Raw genomic sequence first — 23449 nt, 5'->3', positions numbered from 1 at the left:
ACCATCCAACGCCAGGGTGGCGCGCATCGTGGTGGGGATTGGCGAAACGCCAGTGCCGCACAGGTGAGGATCGGCCGGGGACGTGAGCCCGGCCCCGACGCAAGGAGGCTCGGTGACGAATCCGTTCGATGATCCCGATGGAACCTTCCTCGTTCTTGTGAACGGCGAAGGACAGCATTCCTTGTGGCCGTCCTGTCTCGAGGTGCCCGCGGGTTGGACAGTGGCGCTCAGGGATTCCAGCCGAGATACCGCGCTGGCCTACGTCGAGGACAACTGGACCGACATTCGCCCGGACAGCCTCCTCCGAGTGATCGGGAGTAGCTGAACGTTTTGCGCAGCCCTGGCCAAGGCGCTCAGGACGCGGGGTCGTGTCGGTCGCGCGAGAGTCGGCCGTCAGCGGCTTTCGTGGGTCGTCGCCAGGTGTTTCAGGTGCGGTGGCAGGAGCCGGGCGCGAAGTGGGTTGTTCACCGCCGTGCCTCCATCGCCCGCGTCAGAGCGGCGATACCGCGCGCGGTGTGTGTCTTGACCGAGCCGACCGAAATTCCCATGGCTTCGGCGATTTCCTTTTCCCGCAAGCCCATCCAGTAACGCAGAACGAGGGCTTCCCGTTGCCTGGCCGGTAGCTTGTGGAGGGCGGCGAGCAGGGCTCGCTGGTCGTCGTGGAGCAGGGCGAAGCTTTCCGCGGAGGCGACGGCGTCGGTGGGTGGTTCGGCGTACCGGCGAGCGACCTGCAGGTGCCGGACACGCATGCGGGTGAGGTTGCACACCACCGACCGCAGGTAGGGTTCGGCGGCGTCGGCGGTGCGCAATTTGCGCCATTTCCGGTACAGCTGGTAGTAGGCCTCGGCCACGATGTTCTCGGGGTCGTCCGCGCCGAGCAGCGCGGAGAGCCGGAGCATCGGCGTGTAGTGGAGATTGAACAGCCGGGCGAGGGCGATTTCGCGTTCCTGGCCGGACGAGTCCGCTGGCGCCGCCGTTGTGTCCGAACCGGGCCGCGACGGCCCCGGCTCCGCTGTGGCCGGAGGCGGGTCGGCTCGGTTCATGAACAATCTCCTGCGGTCACGCGGAACGTCAGGTGGGGCGGTCCGGCCATGGCATCGAGCCGGCACGGTATCCGTGGTCGGGTGATCGCGGCGTCGCGGTCATCGGCAAGGTGAGGAACCGCGGTGATCCTTGCGTGGCGACGAAGTACCCGACGGCCACCGGTGGGGACCATTTTGCACCACCATGGCGGTGCCTGCCACCATGCCGGCGGGCTCAATCGGCGGGTGAACCGGTTCCGAAACCCCTCGGGCATGGACATCGTTCCGAGAGGCGGGATCACCGAAAATTTCCGCTCGAACTTTGTCAACCGACTCCGGTGACCGGCAACTCTCTTACGAACTCGCTCCCCAGAAATTACAGTCCGGGTGCGGTAGGAAGGAGCACCGATGGTTATACTTGCATAGGCCGATGGCTACTGTGCGGGGGAACGCGGTGTGGTCTTCTGGGCCGTCCGGGGGGACGTCGCCAGGGACCACACCGCACCCGGCTCAGCCGCGGAGAGCCTTGCCGCGAGCGGCAAGCAGCGCCTCGAACGCGGTTTCGGTACGCAGTCGTGCGGCGCTGGACCGCCTCCCGACAACCCCGTCCCCGCAGGCATTCGCCACTCACCAGTCCACGAACGCGGGCACGATGTCGTTCACTTCCGTGCCCTTCTCCTGATTCGTTGCCGCGGTCCGGCGTGAACCGCGGAGAAGTTGTTTCAGCTTTCCAGCGGGGAACAAGTCCACCATTACGGTAAGTCCAGCCGACCGCTGGTTCCGGAAAGGACTCCGCGATTCGCGGAAAACCAGAGGTATGTGTTGACCGGGGGTTCGTAATCGAGTGAAACTGCCTCCTGGCCGGGTGTCATTCGTCACAACCGGTCGGCGGGTCCGGTCTGCCTACGTCGGCTCGCCTCGATGGCTGGACGCGGATCGGAGTGGTGTGATGTGCCGATGCCCTACTTGACAACCCCGGAGAGGTACTCGGGTGGACGGGCACGACGGACGGGGCGGCGATGCCTCGGGTACCTGGGCACACGCGGATCAAGACCGTCGCCTCGGCGCACCTGTCGATGGCTCCGATCAGGTCAATGTGCTCGTCCGCGCCGCGCTGACCTTCAGCAAGTTGTGTCCTGTCGATGAGAAGGCACGCGTGCTGATTCCCGACTGTATCGCCGGTCAGTTGTCGTCTCCTACCTCGCTCCTACCTCGCCGCGGACGTGGCGAAGGCGGTTTCGCCGGACTGGCGCAACGACCGTGCCATGCCATGCGCGGGATATTCCCCACTCGGATCCACGGCCGGAAGCAGGTCAGCGAACTGTTCAGCCGCTTCCCGCTCATGGTCAGGGCAAGCGGGTGGGCCGTCAGCGGCGGAGATGCTGTTTCAGCTGGTCCTGGATCTTGTTTTCGATTCCCATCGCTGGCGGACGAACTCGGCGATCGCCTCCTGGCCGGCTTGCGTGGCGGTCGGGCTGGTGGTCCCGTGAAGGATTTCTGATGACGCACGCCGCGAGGCCCACGCGAATCAGCGACCGTGCCCAGAATCTCCACCAGCGCACGAACTCCGCCCTCCCCGCACCTGGTTGCACACCGAGCCGGCCGGTAGCCGATGAACCGCCACCAACCGGACCAGCGCACGCTCACTGCACACGAAGATCACGAACTTCGACGTTCCCGTGCGGTGTCTGGATTGCAGGCGCTGCTCCCGAAGCCGCAAGACCGCGAGGACATCCTGGTTTCCATGCCGTACCTGACGGTGCTGAACTACGCGGCGAAGCGGGTGCAGTTCCTCCTCGGCCGGCTGTGACGGCTCCGAGGAGCCTTCGCCGATCTTGTTGTCCAGACCAACTTGCTGCGCTGATGTACAAAGATCCTTTTGAAAGGTTGTACAGCGCTGAACTGATCAGGGTGAACCGATGACGGCTGGCGATCGGCCAGACAAGTGTTTGGCCGTCTGCCAGTAGCCCGGTGGCAACACTGGCTGCGGTTGGAGGGTCCGCCACCGAATCCTGAAGCAGGGGAGCAGATGTCCCAGTCAGAACCGAATTTCGCGGTGATTTCGGGCGAACAGGTCAGCTGGGTGCTTACTGGCCGAGAGAGGGCAGTCGTCGATCTGGTCGAGGCCGCGTACCGGGCACACGGCCGAGGGGAGACCGAGAATCCGCCGTCCTGCATCCACCGGTTGCCGGGCCGCCCGCTGAGCCGGATCATCGCGCTGCCCGCATCGCTTGGCGGGGACGTCGCGGTGGACGGGATCAAGTGGGTTTCCAGCTTTCCCGGCAACGTGGTATCCGGCCTGCCGAGGGCGTCCGCGGTCCTGGTTCTCAACGATCACGAGACCGGATACCCCTTTGCCTGCATCGAATCGTCCATCATCAGTGCGGCGAGGACGGCGGCCTCCGCCACACTTGCCGCGGACTGGCTGACCCGTGGCCGGGATCGTCCCCGGACGGTTGGCTTCTTCGGGGCCGGGCTGATCGCGCGCTACGTACACACCTACCTGGCGGCCACCGGCTGGTCGTTCGACCGGATCGGCGTGTACGACAAGTCCGCGGCGAGTGCCGGGGGCTTCCACGAATACCTGGAAAGGAGCGGGGCAGGTGGAGAAGTCGAGCCGCACGACCGCGCGGAGGACCTTGTCCGATCGTCGGATCTGGTTGTGTTCGCGACGGTGGCGGCCATGCCGCACGTGACCGAAATCGGCTGGTTCGACCATGACCCGGTGGTGCTGCACGTCTCGTTGCGGGACCTCGCTCCGGAGATCTTGCTCGCCTCGACCAACATCGTCGACGACGTCGACCACTGCCTGCGTGCGAGGACCTCGGCACACCTTGCCGAGCAGCTTGCCGGGAATCGTAGCTTCGTCGCCGGAACTCTCGACGAGGTCATGACGGGAAAGTTGCGGCCGAAAGCCGGCGAGCGTGTGATCTTTTCGCCGTTCGGCCTGGGGGTACTCGACCTCATGGTGGGGAAGTACATCTACGACGAGTTGGCCGCGGCGGCAAAACTGAGCTTTGTGGACGGATTCTTCCACGATTTGAGCCGCTACGGCCCCGAGGAGAAGGCGTCGTCCGTGGGGGGACGCACCCTGCCCCGCCGGTAGAACCGTCGCTGATCGACTGAGCTGGAGGATTGCGATGCCCACGATTTCGATACCGGAAGAACTCAACCTTGACGACATTTACGTCGATCTGCGTCCGATGTTCAAATATCCGCTTTTCCTCAAATGTGAGACGTTCAACTTCGCCGGGTCGATCAAGCTCAAGGCGGCCGCGAGCATGTTGACCGACGCGGAGGAGTCCGGGATCCTCCGGCCTGGCTCGGTCCTCGTGGAGTCATCATCGGGTAATCTCGGAATCGCGCTGGCCATGCTCGCGGCGAGTCGTGACTACGACTTTCTTTGTGTTACGGATGTTCGCGCTAACCGTTCCGCGTGCCGATTGATCGAGACACTGGGTGGCCGCGTTCACGTGGTCACCGAGCCGGATCCCGACGGCGGCTTGCTCGGGGCGCGGATCGGCTATATCGAACGGTTGTGCTCGCGTGACTCAGGGTATGTGTGGCTTGATCAGTACCGCAATCCCGCGAACTGGAAGGCGCACTACTCGTTGACGGCCCCCGCGATCGACGGGCGCTTCCCGGATCTCGACGTGCTTTTCGTCGGGGCCGGCACGACCGGCACGCTGATGGGATGTGCCCGGTACTTCCGCGAGCGTGTACGGGAGCGGCGAGTGACCATGGTAGCGGTGGACAGCGTCGGTTCGACGACCTTCGGCAGCCAGGCAGGCGACCGGATGATTCCCGGTATCGGTTCGAGCGTGTCACCGCCTCTGCTCGATCGCTCCTGTGTGGACGACTTCGTGCTCGTGTCCGAACTGGACACCATCCGCCAGTGTCATGAGCTGGCGAGCAGGGGGTTCGTCTTCGGTGGTTCGACTGGGACGGTGGTGACCGGCGCGCTGCGTTGGCTCACCGAAAACCGGCAGAACGAGGACGTCACGGCCGTGGCGATCGCCCACGATCTCGGTGAGCGTTACCTGGACACGCTGTACGACCCGACCTGGGTACTGGAGACCTATGGCTCGGACGCCCTGTGCGCGATAAGGGAAGGGGAGGAGAACAGTGGAATGCCGGCTTTCGGTCGGGCAGGAAGCCTTGTTGTTCCTGCATCATATGGCGCCTGAAAGCGCGGCGTACAACGTCTCGTGCGCGGTGCGCGTCCACTCCCCACTCGATGTGGCTACCTTGGCCCGCGCCGCGACGATGACGGCTCAGCGTCACGACCTGCTGCGTTCGACGTTCGCCGAGACCGGCGGACAGCTGTGCCGCGTGGTCGGCGACCCTGGGCTGTTCGAAATCGAGATCCGTGACGTGCCCGGAATCGACGACGGCGCGTTGCTCGCGCTGGTGCGGCAGGAGGTCGCTCGCCCGTTCCGCCTTGCCGAAAGCGGCGCCGCGCGGCTGGTGCTGCTGAGGCGGGGGCCGTCGGACGCGGCGTTGGTACCGGTGGCGCATCACGTCGCGATGGATTTCCCGTCGCTGATGCTCGTCCTGCGGGAACTGCTGGACGCTTACCCTGCGGTGCTGTCGGGTGATAGTCCGCGCTGGGCGCCGATCACTTCGACCTACGCGGACTTCGTCGCCAGAGAGCGCGCCCTGCTCGATTCGCCCCGGGCCGGGGAACTTGCGAACTACTGGCGGGAGGTCTGCCGCGACCTGCCTCCGGTGCTGAACCTGCCAACCGACCGGGCGCGGCCCGCCCGCCAGGGGTTCCGGGGGTGGGCGCACCGGTTCACGTTGCCGGCCGACCTCGTGGCGAGGCTCACGTCCGCGGCACGGTCGAGCGAGGTCACTCCCGCGCGGTACCTGTTCGCGGTGTTCCAGTCGTTGCTGTACCGCTACACGCGGCAGCCCGACTTCCTGGTCGGGGGCGCGGTGGTGTCGAGTTTCGGCCTGCTGCGTCGCGGTGTCCCGGGTCATTACACCAACACGGTGCCGTTGCGGGCGCGCTTCACACCCGCAACGACCTTTCGTGAGGTGGCTGGCGAGGTGAACCGCCAGGTCGCTGACGGCCTGGCGCACCGGGACTACCCGTTCGCCATGCTGCCCGCCGCTCTGGGGCTGCCGGGCGGTCCTGCGACCTCGCCGCTGCTTCGCGTGATGACGAGCGTGGTCGCGACCCGGCGGTCCAACCCGTTGCTCGAACTGGCGGTCGGTAACGCCGAGATGACCTATCGCGGCACGCGCCTGTCCGCCATCGACGTGCCGCAGCAGGCAGGCCAGTTCGACCTGACCTTGGAGGTCGTCCGGAGCGCGTCGGCGGTGCGCTGTTCGCTCAAGTACGACACCGATCTGTTCGACGAGAGAACCGTCTGTGGAATGGCAGGCCATTTCGTTCGGCTGCTTCGGGTCGCCACGGCCGCGCCCGATCGTGGCGTGGCTGACGTGTCGATGGTGGACGAAACCGAGCGAAAGCGGCTTCTCGCCTTCGCGACTGGCAGTTGACCGGTGAGGATTTCGCTCAAGGAGTGGTTCGCATGACCGTGCAGGACAACGTTGTATCGCACGCGGATTTCGCTTCGCCGGTCACAACGACCGGTAACCGGACGGCTTGCGAGACCGGCCGGAACAGCCGACTGCCGCTTTCGTCCGGCCAGCGGCAGCTGTGGTTCCTCAGCCAGTTGGCGCCGGACAGCCCCGAGTACCTGGTGCCGCTGACCTTGCGGCTGCGCGGCGCGCTCGATGAGCAGGTGCTGCGGCGGGCGTGGTCGGAGCTGGTGCGCAGGCACGAGATCCTGCGGACCCGTTACGAAGCCTCCGGCGGGGAACCGGTCCAGGTGATCGACCCGCCGTGTCCACCTGTGTGGACGGTCGTCGACCTCACTCACCTGCCGGCCGGCGAGCGGGAGCCCGAAGCGATCCGGCTCGCCGAGCAGGAGACCCTGAGACCCTTCGACCTGGAGCGTGACCACCCGCTGCGGGTGACCCTGCTGCGCACGGGGGAAGTGGAGCACCTCCTGGTGGCGGTCTTCCACCACATCGCGTCGGATCAGATGTCGCAGCAAATCCTTTTCGTCGAGTTGGGCGCTCTTTACCTCGCGTTCCTCGAGGGCAAACCGTCACCGCTGCCGGAGCCGCGGATGCGGTACGCCGACTACGCCGCCGGGCAGCGGGAACGGTGGACCGAGGAAGCAATGGAACCGCACCTCGCCTACTGGCGCCATCAGCTGGCCGGACTGCCCCGGCTGGAACTACCCACCGACCGCCCGCGTCCGGTGACCCGGGGCTGGCGCGGGGCGGCGGTGCCCGTCCGGGTGCCCGCCGAGACCGCCAGAACGCTGCGGTCCCTGGCCGCGGACAACCAGGTGACCTTGTTCATGACGCTGCTGACCGCGTTCCAGTGCCTGCTGGCGCGGTACACCGACACCGACGACATACCGGTCGGCACCGTGGTCTCCCAGCGTGATGACCCCGAACTGGCGAGGCTGTGCGGGTACCTGCTCGACACGCTGGTGATGCGGCTGCGCCTGGACGGCTCGTCGTCCTTCCGTGAGCTGCTGGCGCGCAACCAGGGCACCGTGCTGGACGCGTTCGACCACCAGATGGTTCCCTTCGCCAGGCTGGTGGACGAGCTCGAGCCGGAACGCGACATGTCGTTCACACCGCTGTTCCAGGTCGCGTTCACCATGCACGAAGCTCCCTTGCCGGAGGTCGAACTGGCCGGGTTGCGGATCGAGCATTTCCCGCTGGACTGGCGGGTCGGCCGGTTCGACCTGGCGCTCCAGATGGCGCAGCTGGCCGACGGCACGGTGGGCGGCCAGCTCGAATACTCGACCGACCTGTTCTTGCCGGAAACGGCCCGCCGGATCGCCGCCCACTTCGCCCGGCTGCTGACCGCCGTCGCCGAGAACCCCGACGCCGATATCCATGAGCTGGACTTCTTGTTGCCCGAGGAGCGTCAGCCGCTCTTCGATCCTCCGTGTGCCCGCGACGAGCTGGACCGTGGCCTGCACGAGTTGTTCGCCGAACACGCCGTGCGGACGCCGGACGCGGTCGCGGTGGTGTCGGAGGACACGCGGCTGACCTACGCCGAGCTGAACACCGGGGCAAACCGCTTGGCCCACTACCTGCGCGGGCTGGGGGCGGGCGCCGAAACGCTCGTCGGGGTGCTGCTGGATCGCGACGACACCCTGGTGTCGGCCCTGCTCGGGGTGACCAAGTCCGGGGCCGCCTACCTCCCGCTCGACCCGGCCTACCCGCCCGGACGCCTGCGCTTCATGATCGAGGACTCCGAGGTGGGGATTGTGGTGACCACCGCCCGGCACCGAACCTTGCTCCGGGAAATCCACGGCGGCGCGCTGGTGGTGCTGGACGGAGACGAGGCGCCGCTGATCGCCGCCGCTCCCGCGCACGACCCGGAACCGGTCAGCGGGCCGGAAAACCTGGCGTACGTGATCTACACGTCGGGATCGACCGGGCGTCCCAAGGGGGTGTGCGTCACACATGGCAACGTACTGCGCCTGTTCCGCTCGTTCGCGCGCAGGTTCCCCGTCGGGGCGGAGGACGCCTGGGCGATGTTCCATTCCCACACGTTCGACTTGTCCGTCTGGGAGATGTGGGGGGCGCTGTTGTACGGCGGGCGGCTGGTGGTCGTGCCGTTCAGCGTCTCCCGGTCGCCGGAGGACTTCCTCGACCTGCTGATCCGCGAGCGGGTGAGCATCCTCACCCAGACTCCGTCGGCGTTTCGCGGGCTGGTCGGCTTCGCCGCGTCGGACGACCAGCGGCTGGCTCGGCTGGCACTGCGCGCGGTGGTGCTCGCCGGCGAGCGGCTCGATGTGGCCGAGTTGGCGCCATGGGTCCTGCGGTTCGGGCTCGCCGATCCGGTCCTGATCAACATGTACGGCATTACCGAGACAACCGTACACGTGACCTTCCATCGGATAGCGCAGGAGGATCTGGAGCCGAGGGCGGGCAGCCCGATCGGGTACCCGCTTGACGACATGCGCATCCTCCTGCTGGACAGCCACGGCAAGCCGGTGCCGCTCGGCGCGGTCGGCGAAATCTACGTCGAGGGTCCGGGCGTGGCTCGCGGGTACCTCAACCGCCCTGAGCTGACCCAGCAGCGATTCGTGCCCAATCCCTTCGGCGGGCCCGGCGAGCGCCTTTACCGCAGCGGTGATCTCGCCCGCAGGCTGCCTGACGGCCGCCTGCGGTTCGTCGGGCGGATCGACGATCAAATCAAGCTGCGCGGTTTCCGGATCGACCCGGGTGAGATCACCTCGGCGCTGTCGGAACATCCGGATGTGCGCGAGGCGGTGGTGGTGCCGCGCGTGGACGGTACCGGGACCAAGCGGCTCGTGGCCTACCTGGTGGCCGCGGGTCCGGCCCGCCCTGACCCCGCCGAACTCCGGGCGCTGCTCGCCGCGACCGTGCCGGAGTACATGATCCCGTCGGCTTTCCTCACGCTGGAGGCGATTCCGTTGACGGCCAACGGAAAAATCGACCAGCCGGAGCTGCCGGCGCCGGACGACACGGCGGTGCGTCCCCGCGGTGAGATTGCCGCGGCGCGAACGGCGACCGAGGCACGGCTCGTCACGATCTGGGCTGGTGTGCTCGGTCTCGACCGAATCGGTGTCCACGATGGATTCTTCGACCTCGGCGGCGACTCGATCCTGGCTGTGACGCTGGCCGGCACACTGCGGGATCTCGGCTTCCGCGACGTCTCGGTTCGAGACATCTTCGAGTATCGCACCATCGCGCGGCTCGCGAAGGTGCTCGACGCCCGTTCGGTGTCGGCGGCGCCCAGCCGGACGGTCGCGCCGTTCACGCTGATCAGCGACGAGGACCGGGCGAAGCTGCCCCCCGGGGTGGTGGACGCGTACCCCCTGTCCCAGGTTCAGGCCGGAATGGTGGTGGAGATGCTGGCGAAACCGGGCAGCAACGTCTACCACAACACCACGTCATTCCGGGTTCTCGACGACGAGCCGTTCTCCTTGGCCGCGTTGCGGGAGGCGGCCCGGATCGTGGTCCAACGGCACGAGATCCTGCGGACCTCACTGGACGCGAGCACCTACTCGGTGCCGATGCAGCTGGTCCATGGCGACGCCGAGATGCCGGTCGGGATGCGCGATCTGCGCGGGCTCGGCACGGCGGAGCAGACCGACGCGATCGGCGAGTTCGCCGTGGCGGAACGTGCGCGGCGGTTCGATGTCTCGTCGGCTCCGTTGCTGCGGATCTTCGCGCATGTCACGGGCGACGACTGGTGGGTCTCGCTCACCGAGTGCCACGCGATCCTGGAAGGCTGGAGTTTCCACTCCCTGCTGATGGAACTGCTCTCGGTCTACCGTCAGATCCGCGACGGCGAGACGGTGGAGGAACCACCACGACCCGACGTCCGCTATGCCGACTTCATTGCCGCCGAGCTGGAAGCGCTGACGTCCGCGGAGGACAGGCAGTACTGGCGGGACATCGTCGAGCGGTACCCGAAGTTCACGATACCGTCAGGGTGGGAGGACGGCGGGCCGTCGGAGTCCTACCGGATTTCCCTGCCCTACCAGGGTATGTTGGAATCCCTGCGCGAGGTGGCGAGCCGAGCGGACGTCTCGCTCAAGAGTGTGCTGCACGCGGCCTACCTGAAAGTGATGAGCGCCCTCACCGACGAGCGCTCGTTCTTCACCGGGCTGGTGTGCGACACCCGGCCGGAGGTACTCGGCGCGGAGCGGGTCTACGGGATGTACCTCAACACCGTTCCGTTTCCGTTCGAGGGCACGGCGACCACCTGGCGCGAACTCGTCCGGCAGGTTTTCGACCGGCACGTGGAACTGTTGCCGCACCGGCGTTTCCCGCTGCCGGAGATCCAGCGCGAGGCGGGCGCCGGGGAGCGGCTGCTGGACAACTTGTTCATCCACCTCAACTTCCATGTGGTGGACACCGACGTGGTCGAGGGTGACACCGTGGTTGACGACAGCGCCGTCGAGTTCGGGTTGGAGATCGCGGCGCGGCACGACGAGGTCGTGTTGCTGTCCCACACCGACGTGCTGAGCAAGCACAACGGCGAACGCGTGCTGGAGATGTACCGCTCGGTGTTGCGGGCGATGATCGGCGACATCGACGGCGACTCGCGGGTCTCGTGCATGCCCGCGCAGGAGCGGCACCTGGTCATGGTGGAGTGGAACCGCACGGACCGCCCCACCGGGGACGAGGGTGTCGTGGAGCGGTTCCTCGCCAGGGCACGGCAGGCCCCGGAAACCGTCGCCGTGTCCGATGACGAGCGGACTCTCACCTACCGGGAGCTGGCCGGGCGTGCGAGTGGGGTGTCGCGCCGGCTTGCGGGCGCCCGGACCGGTTCGCTGGTCGGGATACTCGACAACGCCGGGGGACGGTTCATCGCGGCGGTGCTGGGTGTGCTGGGCGCCGGTTGCGCGTTCCTCCCGCTGGACACCTCGATGCCGGTCGTTCGCACCGGAAAGCTGCTGTCCGCCAGCGGGGCGCGGTTCCTGCTCGTGGGCCCGGCTTTCGCCGACCACGCCAGGGAGGCCGCCGCCGGCCTCGACGCCGAGGTCATCGTGCTGGACGATGCCGAGGATCCGGAGAGGGAGTGGGTGGCGCCGCGCGGGGGTGCGCACGATCTGGCGTACGTGATGTACACGTCCGGTTCGACCGGCATGCCCAAGGGAGCGCTGCTGCACCACCGCGGATTGCTCAACCACCTGCTGGCCAAGGTCGAGGAACTGGAGTTGTCCGCGGCGGACACGGTGGTGCAGAACGCGCCGCTGACCTTCGACGTCTGGATCTGGCAGGTGCTCGCCCCGCTGATCGTGGGTGGCCGGGTCCGCGTGGTCGGTCGGGCCGAAGCGGCGGACCCTGCCGTCCTGCTGGCCAGGGTGGCACGTGAGCGGATCCCGGTACTCGAGGTGGTGCCCAGCCTGCTCCGGGCCGCGCTCGACGACTGGGACGCCGGCGCGCCGGTGCCGGACCTGTCGTGCCTGCGCCGGCTGATGTCGACCGGTGAGTCGCTGCAACCGGACCTGTGTACCCGGTGGTTCGCTCGCTTTCCCAGCGTCCCGATCATCAACGCCTACGGGCCGGCCGAGTGTTCCGACGACGTCACCCATGCGGTGATCAGGGATGGGGACAGGCTCGGTTCGGTCGTCCCGATCGGCAGGCCGGTCCGCAACATCCGGCTCTACGTGCTCGACGCGCACCGGCAACCCGTTCCGATCGGGGTACCGGGTGAGTTGTATGTCGGCGGTGCCGGTGTGGGTCGCGGGTACATCAACAACGCGGAGAAGACCGCGCAGTCCTTCGCCATCGATCCGTTCTCGACCGAGCCGGGAGCGCTGATGTACCGGACCGGTGACCGCGTGCGCTACCGGCACGACGGGCAGCTGGAGTTCCTCGGCCGCCGGGACAGCCAGGTCAAGATTCGGGGTCAGCGGGTCGAGCTGGGCGAGGTGGAGGCCGCGCTTCGCAGCACGCCGGGCGTGCGGGACGCCGTGGCCAAGGTGGACACCGACGCCGCGGGGAACAAAAGGCTGGTCGGGTACACCGTCGGTGAGGCCACAGCGGCCGAGATCCGCGAGCATCTCGCCACGCAGCTGCCCGGCCACCTGATCCCGGGGGCACTGGTGGTGCTGGACGCGTTGTTCCTGAACAGGAACGGAAAGGTCGACCGGGAGGCGCTGCCCGCCCCTAGCCGGGCCTCGCTGTTCACCGGCGACGCCGTGGCACCGCCCCGCACGGAGATGGAGAAGCGCATCGCCGAGGCGTGGGGCCCGGTGCTCGGCCTGGACGTGGTCGGCGTCGAGGACGACTTCTTCGCCGTCGGTGGCGACTCGATCCGGTCACTCGCGCTTGTCTCCCGCCTTCGTGCGGCCGGAATCAACCTCCCCGTCGCGTTGATCTTCGAACACCGCACCATCGCCGGAATCGCACGACATCTGGACGGACCGGCGGACGGGACGGACGAAAAGCTGATCTGGCTCACTTCACGGGACGTCAGTCCACAAATCGTCGGCGTCCACAACCAGAGCGGGAACGCCTACGAGTTCTTGGGGCTCGCCGGCCGGCTCGAAGCGGACAACTCGGCGGGTTTCGGCGTTTTCACCGCGAAGGCGAGCATCGCCGACCATCCGGTCGACGTGGTGGATCTGGCCGGGCGGTATGTCCGGAAAATGCTCAGCGAACCGCCAGCCGAACAGTTTTACCTGATGGGGTGGTGCTCCGCGTCGCCACTGGTCTGGGAGATGGGTCGGAAGCTCGTTGCCCAAGGCGTGCCTCCTCGGGCGTTGATCCTGCTCGACCCGATGGCCGATCCATCCCCATTGGACAACCCGGCACTGGACGACCCGGCGCTGGACTACCTCGCAGAGCTGTTCGTACGGCAGGATGCCGGCGAGGAAGGGCTGGATCAATTCTTCTGGGAGGTGCTGACCGAGATCGGCCTGCCGACCGACCCGTCGCACCGGGAGGGTATCCGCGAACTGCTTCCCCGGATGCGGAGGCTGGCCACCGCGACGTACGGCTTCAACTTCTCCCCTGCCAGCACGCCCGTCCACTTGATCTTGAGCGACGAGCTGGTCAACGTGCCGATCGCCGCTCGGCGTTACCAGTCGTTGCAGAGCTACCTCGACAGGTGGGGCGAACTGGCCACCGGCGGCGTGCGGCACCATTACATCTCGGGTAAACATCTCGAATCGGCATCCGAGGGCAAGGCGGACGAACTCGCCGTGGTCGTTCGCGCGGTGGTGACCGAATGACCACGGCCCAGTGCCCGACGACCGCCCGCCACCTGCTGTCGATCACCGATCTGACCGACGAGGACCTGGCGTACGTGCTGGCCAGGGCCGTCGACTTCGCCAGGGGAAACAGGCCGTCCCGCCCGCCGCTCGACGGCGACATCGTCGGTGTCTACTTCGAACAGACATCCACCCGCACGCGCACCGCGTTTTCCAGCGGTGCGCTCCGGCTGGGCGCCCAGCTGGTCACCTACGGACCGGACGACCTGCAGACCAAGACCGGGGAAACGATGGTCGACACCATACGTGTGTTGTCCGGGATGCTGGACATCCTGGTCGCGCGAGCCACCCTGTCCCCGGCCGCGCTCGCCGAACTGGCCACGCAGTCGACGATGTCGTTCGTCAACGCGATGAGCGCGGAGGAACATCCCACCCAGGCTCTTGCGGACCTGACAACGCTTCTGTGTCACTTCGGCAGGATCGACGGGTTGCGCTTGCTCTACGTCGGTGAGGGAAACAGCACCGCGGCCGCGCTCGCCCTTGCCCTGACCCGGTTTCCCGACGTGGAACTCACCTTGTGCATGCCGCCCGGCTACGGCCTGCCCGCGACTGTCCGTGCCGTCGCCGTCGAACAGGCGCGGCGGTGCGGGGCGGTGCTGACCGAGCGCCACGAGATGGCCGGCCTGCCCACGAAAGTGGAGGTCGTCTACACGACGCGCTGGCAGACGACGGGCACGGCGAAGGCCGATCCTCACTGGCGGGAGACGTTCGCGCCCTTCCACGTCAACGGCGGGCTGTGGAAGGCCAACCCGGACGCGGTGTTCATGCATGACCTGCCGGCGCACCGCGGGCAGGAGGTCACCGCGGACGTACTCGACGGGCCGTTCAGCCTAGCTTTCCAGCAGGCCAAGCACAAGCTGCACAGCGCCATGGCGGTGCTCGAGTGGTGCCGCAGCCCGGTTGGGACGCGATGATGAGCGTTACCGCCGGGCGCCGGGTTCTGGGCGGCAACAGGGACTTCCTGTTGCTGTGGAGCGGCGCGGGCCTGTCTTTCCTCGCCTCCCAGGTGACTGCCTCCGCCTACTCGCTCATCGTGCTGTGGACGACCGGATCGGTGCCCGCGGCAGGTGTGGTCGCGTTCGCCGCGGAGCTGCCCTACTTCGTGATGCAGTTGCCCGCCGGTCTCGTTGCCGACCGCTTCGACCGCCGGCGGTTGATGGTCCTTTGTGATCTGGGCCGGGTGCTTGCCGTCGGCAGTATCTTCACCGCCATGCTCCTCGGCCATTTCCTGCTCTCCCAGCTGGTGGTGGTGGCCTTCGTCGAGGGCAGTCTGTCGGTGCTCTACCGCGTCGCCGAAGCGGCCGCGGTGCCCAGCGTCGTCCCGCCCGAGTTGTTGTCAAGGGCAGCCGCGCGCAACGAAGCGCGCGCGCAGGCCGCGGGTGTGCTCGGCCGGCCTGGAGCTGGGCTGCTTGCGACGGCCGCGCAGTGGGCACCGTTCGTGTTCACCGCCGTCGCGCACGTGGTGTCACTAGGCACCCTGTTGCTGATCAGAAGTGAACTCCAGGAACCGCGGGGTGGTGAGCGGCAACGGGTTTTCGCGGAACTGGCCGCGGGGCTGAGGTGGCTGTGGCGGCAGAAGTTCGCCAGGGCGGCGGTCGGCCTGATCGCGGTGAGCAACCTGTTGTTCCAGACTCTGGTGCTCGCGATGCTCGTGATCGTACGCGCGGACGGCGGTTCCGAGGCGGTCGCGTCGCTCGTCTCGACGGTCGCCGGCGCCGGCGGGCTGCTGGGCGCGGTATCCGCCCCGTGGTGGCTTCGCCGGGTTTCCTTGCCGGTGCTCGTGATCGGTGCCAACGCGGTGTGGACCATGCTCGTACCCCTCATGGCCTTCGTTCGCGATCCGGTCGGGCTGGGCGGCATCTTCGGTGCCGCGGCATTCGTCGGCGCGGGGTGGACGGTGGCCGTCACCGCGTACCTCATCCAGATCGTGCCCGACGAGCTGCGCGGGCGAGTCACCAGCGTCGGCGCCCTGATCGCCTACGGCCCGGCGGCCTTCGGCCACCTGCTCGGCGGCGGCATGCTGAACCTGCTCGGTGTTCCGGCGACGGTGCTGTCCGTCTCCGGCGTGATGTTGCTGCTGACCGTTGTCGCGGTGGTCAGCCCCGGCGTCCGCAACCCGCGGTCGCCGGACCTACCCCCGATGGAACAGGACGAATGTAGGGAAAGGATGCGTAGATGAGCATTGACGAACGCAAGGCGCGGATCAAGGAACTGGTGTGTGAGGTGTTCGAGCTCTCGCCGTCCGAAATGGGCGCGAAGACGATGTTCGCCGAGCTGGGTGTCGAGTCATTGGCCGCAATCGAACTGCTCACCGTGCTCGAGTCCGAGTTCGCGATCGAAATCGACGACGACACCGCTATTCGAATGGTCAATCTCGATGCCGTGTACCGGGTCGTGGCCGAAACTGCCGGCTGGCCGGTGGGGCACGGTACGGGTGCCGCACCGGTACCACTCTGATGCCCGGCCCTGGTCCACGTCGCGTGGTCGTGACCGGCATGGGAGTGGTTTCCAGCATCGGTACCGGGATCGCCGAGTTCGCGGAGGGGCTTCGGGCCGGACGGAGCGGGACAGGGCCGGTCACCGCGTTCGACACCGCCGGATTCCCGTCGGGCATTGCCTGTGAGGTCCGGGGATTCGAGCCGGAGCGGTGGGTGCGTACCGTTCCGCTCGAGCGGCTGGGCAGGGCAGGCGGGATGGCGGTGGCCGCCGCGCGAATGGCCGTCGACGACGCGCGTGCCCGGCTCGGCGACCTCCGTGGCCGCCGCGGCCTGGTCGCGATCGGCACGACGTGTGGAGAATCGCAGGACATGGACGCGCTGGCGGTCACGGAGGTGGCGGAGGGCGCCGAGCGAATGGACCCGCGGCTGGCCCGGCGGGTCCCGGCACACCTGCTCGCCCTGTCCGTGGCGCACGAGCTCCGGCTGTCCAATGTGGATGCGTACGCGATCGGCACGGCATGTGCCGCGGGAAACTACGCCATCGGCGAAGGGTTCGACGCGGTGCGTACCGGTCAGGCCGATTTCGCGTTGTGTGGTGGTTCGGACGCCTTCAACCGTTTGCTGTTCGCGGGGTTCCATCGCTTGGGGCTGATTGCCCGCGATGCCTGCCGTCCTTTCGACTCCGACCGCAGCGGAACCCTGCTGGGCGAGGGCGCCGGTGTGCTGCTCCTGGAAAGCCTGGACGGGGCGTTGGTGCGGAACGCGCCCATCTATACCGAGGTGCTCGGTTATGGATTGAACTGCGACGGCCGGCATCCGGTGGCGCCGACACGGTCCAGCGTGGCGGAGTGCATGCGGCTGGCACTGGACGACGCGGGGATCAAGCCGCACGAGGTCGACCTGATCTGCGCACACGGCACCGGAACCGCGGTGAACGACGCGACGGAGTGCGGCGCGATCCACGACATCTACGGGGAAAGGACGCCGCGAGTGGTGGGAGTCAAGTCGATGCTGGGGCACACCCTGGGCGCGGCCAGTGCCCTGGGTGCCATTGCCTCTTCGCTGGCCATCACGCACCGGTTCATTCCGCCGACGATCAACCACCGAACGACCGACCCCGAATGCGCCGTCGACTGCGTGCCGAACCGGGCGATCGAGGCCGATTTGCGAGTGGTTCAGAACAATGGGCTGGCGTTCGGAGGTGACAACGCGGTCGTGCTGTTCGGCAGGTACCAGGAGACGAACCGGTGAACGAGCCGGCCGAGCCGATGCCGGCGCCGACGGCCGCCTCAGGTGGAATGGGAGAGACTGCGAATGAACCTGTCGTTACCCCGGCTGTTCACCCGCCGAGCCACGCTCACGCCTGACCAGGTGGCCGTGGCAGGCGACCGTGGCGAGCTCGGCTACGCGGCACTCGACCAGGACTCGGGTCGGGTGGCCGCGGCGCTGCTCTTCGCCGGGCACGGTGCCGGTTCGATCATCGGCATCCGGATGCGCCGCGGTACCCACCTCGCCGTGGCGCTGCTGGGAATCTGGAAGGCGGGGGCGGCCTACCTTCCGCTCGACCCGGACGCTCCCCGGGAACGCGTCGCCCGCATTCTTTCCGAGACGGGCTGCCGGATCGTGCTCGAGGAGGACACCGTGCGCTCGTTCGTGTCCCGGTTAGATCCGGTGTCCGGAGTGGACGTCACCGGCGACGCTCCCGCCTACGTGACCTACACCTCCGGCTCGACCGGGCGCCCGAAAGGGGCGATGGTGACCCATGGTGGCGTCGCCAACCGTGTCATGTGGGCGGTGACCGAACACGGGTTGTCCGTCGAGGACAGGTGGTTGCAGAAGAGCCCGTTGATTTTCGACGCTTCGGTCCTGGAACTTTTCGCCCCCCTGGTCAGTGGCGGTACCGTGGTGATGGCCCCACTCGGGGCCGAGCGTGACGCCGCCATGACGGTGGAGGCCGTCATACGGCATCGGGTGACCGTGTTGCAGGTCGTGCCTTCGCTACTCCGCTTGCTCGTCGCCGAGCCGAGGTTGCGCGATTGCACCTCGTTGCGGTTACTGTTCTCGGCGGGCGAGCAGTTGCACGCCGAGTTGTGCCAGCAGGTGTGGGCGTACCTGGAAAGTGTCGAGGTATGGAATACCTACGGTCCGACCGAGTGCGCTGTGGACCAGGCCGGGTACCGGTGCGACCGGTCGCAGTTGTCGGGTCCGGTGCCGATCGGCCGTCCGTTGCGCGGCAACCGTCTGTTCGTCCTCGACGACGGCGGTGAGCTGGCGCCGGTCGGCCTGCCCGGTGAGCTGTACATCGGTGGGGTGCAGGTCGGTCTTGGCTACGTCGGCAGGCCGGGCTTGACCGCCGAGCGTTTTGTGCCCGATCCGTTCGGCGCACCTGGTTCGCGTCTGTATCGCACGGGAGACCAGGCGCGCTGGCGCGCCGACGGAACGCTGGAATGGCTCGGCCGGCTGGACGATCAGGTGAAGATAAACGGCGTGCGGATCGAGCCCGGCGAGGTCGAGGCAGCGCTCTCGCGGTGTCCGGGGATCCAGGCTTGCGCCGTGGTCGGCGTACCCGGCGCGGACGGTGGTACCCGTCTCGTCGCCTATTTCGCCGGGCCCGCCGAGACGGATTTGACGGAAATTCGGGCATTCCTCCGTGACCGGCTGCCGACCTACCTGATCCCGTCGATGTTCGCGCGGATCGACGAGCTGCCCTTGACGCGCAGCGGCAAGGTGGATCGTGCTGCCCTGCGCGCGCGGGAACCGAGTTGGAACACCGTGGAAGGTGCCCGGACCCCGGTGGAGTCGTCGGCCGAACGTGTGGTGGCCGGGCTCTGGTCGGAGTTGCTGGGAGTGGACCGGATCGGTGCCGACGACGACTTCTTCCAACGGGGTGGGCATTCCCTGCTGCTGATCAGGCTCGCCGAACGGCTGGGCAGGGCCGCGGGCCGCCAGATCGGCCTTCGCGCGCTCTTCACGGCCACCACCGTCCGCGACCAGGCCCTGTTGCTGTCTGGAAAGGACGATGCGGACTCGTCGCAGGCCCCGGTGCCGAGCAACTCGCGGCTGCCGCTGTCGTCCGGACAGCAACGCCTGTGGTTACTGGAGAGGCTGCGGCGGGTGAACTCCGAGTATGTCGTTCCGCTGTTCCTTCGGATACCCGCGCGTGTCGACGGCGAGGCGGTCCAGCGAGCCCTGGACGGTCTGGCCGCACGGCACGAGATACTGCGGACGCGGTACCTGGAGCACGACGGAGAGTTGTACCAGGTGGTCGATCCGGCAGCGCCGGTGGAGTTGCGTGTGGTGGACGCACCTCCCCAGGAGCGGACCGAACTGTTCGTCGCCGAACTCTCCCGGGGATTCGACCTGGAAAACGGTCCGGTGTGGCGGGCCCTGCTTGCCCAGGAGCCCGGCGAGGAAAGCCAATTGCTCGTGACCCTGCACCACATTGCCTGCGACGGCGACTCGCTCGTCGTTCTCTCGGACGAGTTCGCCCGGCTGTGCGCGGGTGAGCGGCTGGCACCGCCCTCGATCCAGTACGCCGGTTACGCGGTCAGGCAACGGCAGATGCTGAACGGCACCCCTTTGGCCGCGGCACTCGGCTACTGGAGGACCGAACTCGCGGGCCTGCCTGTGCTGGACCTGCCGACCGACCGGCCGCGTCCTCCAGTGCGCGATGGGCGGGGCGCGATGCTGACCTTCGATCTGCCTCCGGCAGTGGCCGGCGCACTGCTGGACACCGGACGGCGGCAAGGCGCCACGCCCTTCATGACCCTGCTGACAGTTTTCGATGTGCTGCTAGCGCGCTACAGCGGTGCCTGGGACTTCGCCGTCGGTACCCCGGTTTCCCTCCGCGACAAGGAAAACGTCGATAACGCCGTCGGGTTCTTCCTCAACTTCGTCGCGCTGCGAAACCGGGTTCGGCCAGACGACACCTTCGCCCAGGGGCTTGCGAGCACGCGAGCGGCCTGTCTTGTGGCCTTTACCCACGCCGAGGTTCCGTTCGACCGCGTCGCCGAGAACGTCAAGCACGACCGAGACCCCGCCCGAACTCCGCTGTACCAGGTCAGCTTCGACCTGCACGACTGGCCGGCGGCAATGGAAACGTGGAACGTGGACGAGCCGACGATGCGTGCGATCTGGCGGAGCGCGAAGACGGATCTCACGCTGCTCATGCGCCGGCAGGCCGACGGCAGGGTCCAGGGCGTCTTCGAATATGCCACCGCCTTGTTCGACGAGGCCACTGTCCAGCGCATGGCGGCCAACTACGTCCGCTTGGCGAGTGAACTCGTCGCGGCGCCGGGTGCCGCCGTGAGCGCGGTGCCCATGGTCGCCGACGCCGAGCATGAGCTGCTGGTGCGGAAGTGGAACGCCACGGTAGGGGCGCAACCGTCGATGCCGGTGCACCGGATGATCGCCGAGCGCGCGCGAAAGTGTCCACATGCGACAGCTTTGATTTCTGATGGTTGTACGATGACCTTCGCGGAGCTGGAGCGGCGGGCGAACCGGATGGCCCGGGTGCTGCGTGCCCGGGGAGCCGGCGTTGAGTCGGTGGTCGGTGTCCTGCTCGACCGCGGGCCCGACCTGGTCGCCTGCCTGCTGGGGATCTGGAAGGCAGGAGCGGCATACCTGCCGCTGGACCCGGTCTTCCCGGCCGCGAGGCTACGGCTGATGCTGACCGACTCGAAGGCCGAACTGCTGGTCACGGATGCCGAACTGGAGCCGCTGACCGCTGGGTTCGCCGGTGACCGGCTGCTGGTCGACCGCGACCGACCCGAGATCCAGGCCGCCGCCGCGACACCGCCGCCGGTGGCCGACGACCTCGACCGCCTGGCCTACATCATTTACACGTCCGGATCGACGGGCCGGCCCAAGGGTGTCGCCACATCGCACCGAGCGCTCGCCAACTATCTGATGTGGACGGTCGACGCCTACGCCGGGCGCGGCCGGGGTGGCGCGCCGCTGTTCTCGTCGATCGCGTTCGACCTCGGGGTGCCCAACCTTTACACGCCACTGATCACCGGGCAGCCGGTCCATCTGTTCGGCAGGGACCTCGATCTGACCGAACTGGGGCCCACTCTGGCCGGCGCGGGCCCGTTTTCCTTCCTCAAGCTCGCGCCCGCGCAACTCGGCCTGATCCTGGACCAGTTGGAGGGCAGGCCGCCCGTTCCGCTGGCCGCGATCGTCAGCGTGGCCGGTGACTGGGTTCCGGCCGGAATGGTCGAGCGGTGGCGGGCGGCGACCGGCATGCCGGAGAACGGGTTCGTGGCCGAGTACGGGCCGACCGAAATCACCGTGGGCAATTCGGCGTTCGACGCGGACCGGCCGTGGTCTCGGGAATTCCTGTCGATCGGCAAGCCTGTCCCCAACACCACCATGTATGTGCTCGACGGCTTCCTCCGGCCGGTGCCGGTCGGCGTGGTGGGGGAGATCTGTGTGGGCGGGGTGGGCGTTGCCCGCGGCTACGTCGGCGATCCGGCGTTGACGGCGGAGAAGTTCGTGGCCGATCCCTACGGCCCGCCCGGCTCGCGCCTGTACCGCACCGGCGATCTGGGCCGGGTGACTTCCAGTGGTGACGTGGATTTTCGCGGGCGTGCCGACAAGCAGGTCAAGATCACCGGCTACCGCGTCGAACTCGGTGAGATCGAGTCGGCACTGCTGGCCCATCCGCAGGTGCGGGCGGCGGTGGTTCTTCTCGATGACCGTGAACCGGGAGAGCACCGCCTCGTCGCCTATTACGTGGGGGAGCGGCTCCCGGTCGAATCGCTGCATGAGTTCTTGGGCCGGTCTCTCCCTCGATACCAGATTCCCCACATATTCGTGCCATTGCGGTCCCTTCCGATGACCGCCAACGGCAAAGTCGATCGCGAAGCGTTGCCGGCCGCTGACGACCAACTGGGGGAGCGGAGTAGCGCGCAGGCGCCCCGAACCGGGGTGGAGCAGCGGATCTCGCGCCTGCTGTCAAAGGTTCTCGGTATCGAGGTAGGAATACACGACGACTTTTTCGCCTTGGGCGGGCATTCGCTGGCGCTGATCAGGGTGGCCGCGGTGATCCGGGAGGAATTCGGTGTCGAGGTCGGTATGCGGGCGTTGTTCGAAACGCCAACCACTGTTGGTGTGGCCGGTGTGGTCGAAAGTGCGCTGAGGGAGCAGGCGCGCAAACCCGGCGAGACCGGGCTGGTGGGGGCGCGGACCGGGGGGCGGGAAGGATGACCGTGGCGGTGCGGACAGGGTCGGCCGTTGACCTCGGTGCTGAGGTCCTGGCTGGTTTGGGCAGTGTGGCACGGGATCTGCTGGGCCGGGCGGCGGACCGGGTCGATGACCCGGCCTGGGTGTGCGAGGCGCGCCGCGCCTGGCACGAGACGCCTGCCGAACTGCGCCATGTCGTTCGGGAGTTCCGCCGGTTTTCCGGCCCGTTCGGCGTAGTGGTACTCCGCGGAATACCGATCGACGCCGCGGCTGTGCCGGCGACCCCGACGGTCAGGGGCTCGGCGCAGCAGGCCCCCGCCCTGCCCGCCGCGGTGCTGCTACTCCTCGCGAGCGGGCTCGGCGACCCGGTCGCGTTCGCCGAGGAGAAGGCGGGGGCACTGGTGCAGGACGTGGTGCCGTGTCCCGGCGAAGAGGAGGTGCAGGGCAACACCGGCTCGGCGGAGCTGACGTTTCATACGGAGAACGCGTTCCACCCGCACCGCCCGGACTTCGTCCTGCTGCTGTGCCTGCGGGCAGACCACGACGGTGTCGCCGAACTGAGGACGGCCTGCATTCGCCGAATGATCGCCGAGTTGCCGGATCAGGCGCGGGAGGCGTTGAGCAGGCCGGAATTCGTCACGGTGGCGCCGCCCTCGTTCGCTGGTGCGGGGGAGGACATGGTGCACGCGGTGCTCAGCGGTGGTCCCGATGATCCGGATCTGCGCGCCGACGAAGCCGCCACTCGACCGCTGACGCGTGCCGGCCGGGCCGCGCTGGCCGAGCTGAGCGCGGCGGTTCGCCGGAACTACCAGGGAATCAGGCTTCGGCCGGGTGAACTGGCCATTGTGGACAACCGTGTCGCGATGCACGGACGCTCGGCTTTCGGGCCGCGCTATGACGGTGGGGATCGCTGGCTGCAGCGCACGTTCGTGGCGGCCGACCTGCGTCGCTCCAGGGATATGCGGCCGGGCGATGGACACGTTCTGGGGTGATCGCGCGGTTCCGG

Annotated in this window: 14 protein-coding genes; 13 read left to right on the top strand and 1 reads right to left on the bottom strand. The window is 67.7% G+C overall.

Annotation, left to right across the window (positions count from 1 at the left end):
• Positions 1–112 precede the first annotated feature (112 nt).
• A complete protein-coding gene (locus VJT49_RS19100) occupies positions 113–325 on the top strand; it encodes an MbtH family protein (protein ID WP_324166208.1) in 213 nt (70 codons plus the stop codon).
• A 139-nt stretch (positions 326–464) separates the two neighbouring features.
• Here the strand turns inward: VJT49_RS19100 and VJT49_RS19095 are convergent, their stop codons facing one another.
• Positions 465–1043, bottom strand: coding sequence for a sigma-70 family RNA polymerase sigma factor (locus VJT49_RS19095; protein ID WP_324166207.1), 579 nt, complete (start codon positions 1041–1043; stop codon positions 465–467).
• 970 nt (positions 1044–2013) lie between these two features.
• On the opposite strand from VJT49_RS19095, the gene VJT49_RS19090 reads away from it, so the two are divergent.
• The 12 genes from VJT49_RS19090 to VJT49_RS19035 all read left to right on the top strand — a co-directional run bounded on the left by VJT49_RS19090 (position 2014) and on the right by VJT49_RS19035 (position 23435).
• Entirely contained in the window at positions 2014–2523 is a 510-nt protein-coding gene (locus VJT49_RS19090) for a hypothetical protein (protein WP_324166206.1), read from the top strand.
• Between the two features lie 183 nt (positions 2524–2706).
• A complete protein-coding gene (locus VJT49_RS19085; protein ID WP_324166205.1) occupies positions 2707–2832 on the top strand; it encodes a hypothetical protein in 126 nt (41 codons plus the stop codon).
• 219 nt (positions 2833–3051) lie between these two features.
• Positions 3052–4128, top strand: a complete 1077-nt coding sequence (sbnB, locus tag VJT49_RS19080) for a 2,3-diaminopropionate biosynthesis protein SbnB (protein ID WP_324166204.1) — start codon at positions 3052–3054, stop codon at positions 4126–4128.
• A 34-nt stretch (positions 4129–4162) separates the two neighbouring features.
• Positions 4163–5209 carry a 2,3-diaminopropionate biosynthesis protein SbnA gene (sbnA, locus tag VJT49_RS19075; protein ID WP_324166203.1) on the top strand — a complete coding sequence of 349 codons (1047 nt, stop codon included), beginning with the start codon at positions 4163–4165 and terminating at the stop codon, positions 5207–5209.
• Positions 5199–6530, top strand: coding sequence for a condensation domain-containing protein (locus VJT49_RS19070; RefSeq protein ID WP_324166202.1), 1332 nt, complete (start codon positions 5199–5201; stop codon positions 6528–6530). Before sbnA ends, VJT49_RS19070 begins: the two co-directional genes overlap by 11 nt.
• A gap of 32 nt (positions 6531–6562) precedes the next feature.
• Complete coding sequence (locus VJT49_RS19065) at positions 6563–13783, top strand: non-ribosomal peptide synthetase (protein ID WP_324166201.1); 7221 nt, start codon at positions 6563–6565, stop codon at positions 13781–13783.
• A complete protein-coding gene (locus tag VJT49_RS19060) occupies positions 13780–14736 on the top strand; it encodes an ornithine carbamoyltransferase (protein ID WP_324166200.1) in 957 nt (318 codons plus the stop codon). Before VJT49_RS19065 ends, VJT49_RS19060 begins: the two co-directional genes overlap by 4 nt.
• Complete coding sequence (locus VJT49_RS19055) at positions 14709–16001, top strand: MFS transporter (protein WP_324166199.1); 1293 nt, start codon at positions 14709–14711, stop codon at positions 15999–16001. Before VJT49_RS19060 ends, VJT49_RS19055 begins: the two co-directional genes overlap by 28 nt.
• The gene (locus VJT49_RS19050; RefSeq protein ID WP_324166198.1) at positions 15998–16279 is read left to right on the top strand and encodes an acyl carrier protein; all 282 of its coding nucleotides are present in this window, start codon (positions 15998–16000) and stop codon (positions 16277–16279) included. Before VJT49_RS19055 ends, VJT49_RS19050 begins: the two co-directional genes overlap by 4 nt.
• The gene (locus VJT49_RS19045) at positions 16279–17511 is read left to right on the top strand and encodes a beta-ketoacyl-[acyl-carrier-protein] synthase family protein (RefSeq protein WP_324166197.1); all 1233 of its coding nucleotides are present in this window, start codon (positions 16279–16281) and stop codon (positions 17509–17511) included. The genes VJT49_RS19050 and VJT49_RS19045 overlap by 1 nt, the downstream gene beginning before the upstream one ends.
• A gap of 63 nt (positions 17512–17574) precedes the next feature.
• A complete protein-coding gene (locus VJT49_RS19040; RefSeq protein WP_324166196.1) occupies positions 17575–22467 on the top strand; it encodes a non-ribosomal peptide synthetase in 4893 nt (1630 codons plus the stop codon).
• The gene (locus VJT49_RS19035) at positions 22464–23435 is read left to right on the top strand and encodes a TauD/TfdA family dioxygenase (RefSeq protein WP_414636026.1); all 972 of its coding nucleotides are present in this window, start codon (positions 22464–22466) and stop codon (positions 23433–23435) included. Before VJT49_RS19040 ends, VJT49_RS19035 begins: the two co-directional genes overlap by 4 nt.
• Positions 23436–23449 lie beyond the last annotated feature (14 nt).

The sequence above is a fragment of the Amycolatopsis sp. genome, assembly GCF_035276945.1.
GTDB lineage: Bacteria > Actinomycetota > Actinomycetes > Mycobacteriales > Pseudonocardiaceae > Amycolatopsis_E.
This window is presented reverse-complemented; position numbering and strand designations above follow the sequence as displayed.

What these genes read in the sequence shown, in the direction of transcription:
- VJT49_RS19095 (WP_324166207.1), bottom strand. Translation starts at nt 1,043, where the DNA reads ATGAACCGAGCCGACCCGCCTCCGGCCACAGCGGAGCCGGGGCCGTCG.
- sbnB (WP_324166204.1), top strand. Translation starts at nt 3,052, where the DNA reads ATGTCCCAGTCAGAACCGAATTTCGCGGTGATTTCGGGCGAACAGGTC.
- VJT49_RS19035 (WP_414636026.1), top strand. Translation starts at nt 22,464, where the DNA reads ATGACCGTGGCGGTGCGGACAGGGTCGGCCGTTGACCTCGGTGCTGAG.
- VJT49_RS19060 (WP_324166200.1), top strand. Translation starts at nt 13,780, where the DNA reads ATGACCACGGCCCAGTGCCCGACGACCGCCCGCCACCTGCTGTCGATC.
- VJT49_RS19040 (WP_324166196.1), top strand. Translation starts at nt 17,575, where the DNA reads ATGAACCTGTCGTTACCCCGGCTGTTCACCCGCCGAGCCACGCTCACG.
- VJT49_RS19070 (WP_324166202.1), top strand. Translation starts at nt 5,199, where the DNA reads ATGGCGCCTGAAAGCGCGGCGTACAACGTCTCGTGCGCGGTGCGCGTC.
- VJT49_RS19045 (WP_324166197.1), top strand. Translation starts at nt 16,279, where the DNA reads ATGCCCGGCCCTGGTCCACGTCGCGTGGTCGTGACCGGCATGGGAGTG.
- VJT49_RS19065 (WP_324166201.1), top strand. Translation starts at nt 6,563, where the DNA reads ATGACCGTGCAGGACAACGTTGTATCGCACGCGGATTTCGCTTCGCCG.
- VJT49_RS19050 (WP_324166198.1), top strand. Translation starts at nt 15,998, where the DNA reads ATGAGCATTGACGAACGCAAGGCGCGGATCAAGGAACTGGTGTGTGAG.
- sbnA (WP_324166203.1), top strand. Translation starts at nt 4,163, where the DNA reads ATGCCCACGATTTCGATACCGGAAGAACTCAACCTTGACGACATTTAC.